The sequence below is a fragment of the Bradyrhizobium sp. P2_E8 genome (genome assembly GCF_056403875.1).
The window spans coordinates 1-4,574 of the sequence record NZ_JBFUES010000623.1 but is presented as its reverse complement, the minus strand read 5'-3'; the positions used below and the strand labels follow the sequence as shown (position 1 = coordinate 4,574).

Genomic DNA, 4,574 nt, shown 5'->3' with positions numbered 1-4,574 from the left:
ACGTGACGCCGTTCGGCCAGTTCGTCGCAAGTCGCCACGCCGATGTCAGCCTCGTGATGCGCGACAAGCGCTTCGGCAAGGATTTCGTCGAGCGCTCCAAGCGCCGTTACAGCGAAAAGATCATGGACGAGCCGGTGTTCCGCAGCATGAGCCACTGGATGCTGCAGTCTGATCCTCCGGATCACACCCGCCTGCGCGGCCTCGTCGTGAAGGCCTTCACCGCGCGGCGCGTCGAGGACATGCGGCCGCGCATCCAGCAGATCGTCGATGAGGCCATCGATGCGGTGATCGACCGCGGCCACATGGACCTGATCGAGGATTTCGCCTTCCGCCTGCCCGTCACCATCATCTGCGACATGCTCGGCATCCCCGAGGACCATCGCGAGGTCTTCTACAAGAGCTCGCGCGACGGCGGGCGGCTGCTCGACCCCGTGCCGCTCACGCCGGAGGAGATCGCGAAGGGCAACGCCGGCAACATGATGGCGCAGATGTATTTCCAGCAGCTGTTCGAGCTGCGCCGCAAAAATCCCGCCGACGACCTCACCACGCAGCTGGTGCAGGCCGAGGAAGACGGCAACAAGCTCACCAACGAGGAGCTGACCGCCAACATCATCCTGTTGTTCGGCGCCGGTCATGAGACCACGGTCAATCTGATCGGCAACGGCCTGCTCGCGCTGCATCGCAACCCGGACCAGCTTGCGCTGCTCAAGGCGCGGCCGGAGCTGATCGTGGGTGCGATCGAGGAGTTCCTGCGCTACGATTCTTCGGTGCAGATGACCGGGCGCGTCACGCTCGAGGACATCGACGATCTCGGCGGCAAGAAAATCCCCAAGGGCGAGACCGTGCTCTGCCTGCTCGGCTCGGCCAACCGCGATCCGGCGGTCTACCCCGATCGCCCCGACCGGCTCGACGTCACCCGTCCCAACGTCAAGCCGCTGTCGTTCGGCGGCGGCATCCATTTCTGCCTGGGGGCCCAATTGGCGCGGATCGAGGCCGAGATCGCCATCGCGACGCTCCTGCGCCGGCTGCCGGATCTGCGCATCGACGACGTCGAGAACCCGGAATGGCGGCCGACCTTCGTGCTGCGCGGCCTGAAGAGCTTGCCGGCGAGCTGGTGAGGCGGCGGCACGCGTTAACCTCCGCGCGCAACAGTCGCTGTGACTTCGCCACACTTCCCCTTATATAAGGGGCTGTTCCGGCGCGCCTGAAGCCTTCCAAGGGGCAAGGTTTGGCCCGGATGCCGATTTGGCCGAGGGGAGACCCGTGCAGACGACGCTGCTCGGATTGGCGATTGCCTTCATCATTGCGCTTCTGGCCGCGCTGATCGGGCCCTACTTCATCGACTGGAACCAGTTCAGGCCCCAGTTCGAGGCGGAGGCAGGCCGGATCATCGGCGTGCCGGTGCGGGTGGCGGGCGAGCTCGACGCCCGGCTGCTGCCGGCGCCGACGCTGCGGCTGCGTTCGGTCACGTTTGGCGGCAACAATGATCCCGGCCGCCTGCGCGCCGACAAGCTCGACGTCGAATTCAGCCTCTCCTCGCTGATGCGCGGCGAATGGCGCGCCACCGAGCTGACTGTCAATGGCATGGCGGTCGATCTCGGCCTCGACGCCAGGGGGCGGGTCGATTTGCCCTCCACCGCGAGCGGCACCTTCAATCTGGCTTCGCTGGCGATCGAGCGCCTCAATCTCACCGGCCGCATCGCCCTGCACGATGCCTCAAGCCGCTCGACGCTGGAGCTGAGCGACATCGCCTTCTCCGGCGACGTCCGCTCGCTGGCCGGCTCGGTGCGGGGCGACGGCAGTTTCATCGCCTCCGGGGTGCGCTACCCGTTCCGCATCTCCTCCGGCCCGAGCGCTGACGGCAGCGCCACCCGTCTCCACCTCAACATCGATCCCGGCCAGCGCGCCATCCTCGCCGATCTCGAAGGCGTGCTCGTCTTCGACAACCGCCTGCCGAAATTCGACGGCGCGCTGACGATCGCGGTGCCGGCGGCGAAGAAGGCAGGCGAGGCCGGGCCGACGCCCTGGAAGCTCACCGCAAAACTCAAGGCCGATCCCGCCGGCGCCAAATTCGACCAGATTGACGCGAGCTTTGGCGCTGAGGACAACGCGTTGAAAGCCGGCGGCGTCGGCGACCTCAAGTTCGGCGCCTCGCCGCTGCTGCGCGCGGTGCTGTCGGCGCGCCAGTTCGATGCCGACAAGCTGGCCGGCAAGGACGATGCCGAGCCGCTGCGCATCCTGCCGGCGCTGCGCGCCGGCCTTGCCGTCATCCCGCAGGCGCCGATCCCGGCGCAGATCGAGTTCAACTCCGACCAGATCATGCTGGGCGGCCGTCCGCTCCAGAACATTGCGGCCGAGCTCAAGACCGACGGCCGGTCCTGGACGTTCCAGCGGCTCGAGCTGCGCGCGCCCGGCATGACGCAGCTCTCGCTGAACGGTGCGGCGCCCGGCGCCGACAGTTTCAGCGGCCGGCTCAGCGTCGAATCCTCCGATCCTGATACGCTGGTGGCATGGCTCCAGGGCCGCAACGAGGTCAACCGCCGCAGCACCCGGCCGCTGCGCCTTGCCGGCGACGTGACGATTGCCGCCAACCATCTCGCCATCGACAGGCTGAAGGCCGACATCGAAGGCGGCGCCGTCGAGGGACGAATTGCTTTCGTTCAGACCGGCGCGAGCAAGGGCTCGCGGATCGATGCCGAGCTCAAGGCCGACCGTCTCGATCTCGACGCCGCCGCGAGTTTTGTCCGCGCGCTCGGCGGGCCGCAAGGCGAATGGCCGGAGGAGGCAAAGCTCTCGCTCGATGTCGGCCGTGCGATCTCCGCCGGCCAGGAGCTGCGGCCGTTTGCGGCGAAGCTCGGCTACAATCCGGCGTCGCTGTCGCTGGAGCAGTTGCGGTTCGGCCAGACCAGCGGCGTGACCACCGAGGCGAGCGGCAGCTTCGACCGCACCAAAGCCACCGGCAAGCTCGCGCTGAAATCCTCGGCCAATTCGCTGCGCGAGCTCACCGCGCTGATCGAGCCGTTTGCGCCGTCGGTGCGCGCACGCTTCGATGCCATCGCGCCGCTGCCCGGTGCGACCCGCCTGAAGCTCGATTTGAGCCTCGACAAGAACGCCGAGCATGCCGATCGCAGCGACGCCCGCGCCGTGTTCGATCTCGACGCGCCGCAGCTCAAGGCCACCGTGACGCTGGCCGCACAGACGCCGGTGGCGGCCGTCAACGGCATCGACATCGACCGCCTGCGCAACAGCGACTTCACGCTCGATTCGAAACTGTCGACCCCGCAGGCCGGCGCGCTGCTGGCCCTGCTCGGTCTCGACCGCATGGTGGCCGCAGCCGAGGGCACCTCGCAGTTCGAAGGCCGGTTAAGCGGCGCCTGGCGCCGTCCGCTACAATTGAACGCAAAGCTGAGCGGCGGCGGGCTGGACGCCGACGCGCAGGGCAGCGTCGAATTGTCCGCGCCGGAGCCAAAGGCGTCCGTGAATCTGCGCGTGCGCAACGTCAACCTCGCGCCGCTGTTCGGGACCGGCCCGGCCGACAAATCGGCGCGGACCGTCAGCCTGTCGTCCCGCGTCGCGCTATCAGGCAATCGCCTGACCTTCGACGATCTCGACAGCAGCGCGGCCGGCTCGCATCTGCGCGGCCGTCTGGCGGTGACGCTCGACCAGGAGAAGAGCGTCGACGGCGAAGTCGGCCTCGACTCGCTCGATCTTGCGCCCACGCTTGCGGTGGCCATTGGCGCTGCGGGCCGCGACGCCGGCGAGCCGCTGAGCGCGGGGCTCCTCGGTGGCTGGCGCGGCCGCATCGCCTTTCAGGCGTTGCGCGGCACGCTGCCGGGCGGCGTCGAGCTGCGTCCCTTCGGCGGGACGATCCGGAGCGACGGCCAGTCGCTCGCGCTCGATGCGCTGAAGGGCGGCGTCGGCGGCGGCGAGATGTCGGCGAGCTTTGATGCGCGCAATGGCGCCGGTGGCATTGCGCTGAACGCCCGTATCGAGCTCAGCAATGTCGATGCGACCACGCTGCGCTACCGCGATCTCGCTTTGCCCAAGGGACGGGCCTCGGTGCAGATGGCCCTGACCAGCCAGGGCCGCAGCGTCGCGGCGTTGACCGGCGCGCTCGCCGGCAACGGCACGGTGACGCTGGAGTCTGCGGAAATCAGCGGCCTCAACCCGCGTGCCTTCGAGATCGCCATCCGCGCCAGCGACGGCGGCCAGGTCGCCGACGACAACAGGCTGCGGCAGCTCGTCGAGCCCGCGCTGGCGGCGGGTCCCATTGCGGTCGCCTCGGCGCAGATCCCGTTCACGATCCGCGACGGACGGCTGCGCGTTGGCGCCACGCCGCTGGAGGCGAAGAACGCCCGCGCCATCGTCTCCGGCGGCTACGACATTCCCGCCGACCAGGCCGACATCCGCGCCAGCCTGACGCCGATCATGACCGGGCTCTCGGGTGCACCGCCGGAAATCCAGTTGTTCGCGGCGGGGCCCCCCGACAAGCTCAATCGCACCGTCGATCTTGGGCCGCTGTCCTCTTGGCTCGCGGTGCGCACGATCGATCGCGAGACGCGCCGGCTCGATGC

At 68.7% G+C, this 4,574-nt stretch carries 2 protein-coding genes; both read left to right on the top strand.

The window, feature by feature from the left end; translation table 11 throughout:
* Positions 1 to 1,118: cytochrome P450 (locus tag AC1D00_RS28135; protein WP_477012899.1), on the top strand; the 1,118-nt coding region annotated here is incomplete at its 5' end.
* Between the two features lie 145 nt (positions 1,119 to 1,263).
* The coding region (locus AC1D00_RS28130; protein WP_477012898.1) for an AsmA family protein at positions 1,264 to 4,574 on the top strand (3,311 nt) is incomplete at its 3' end.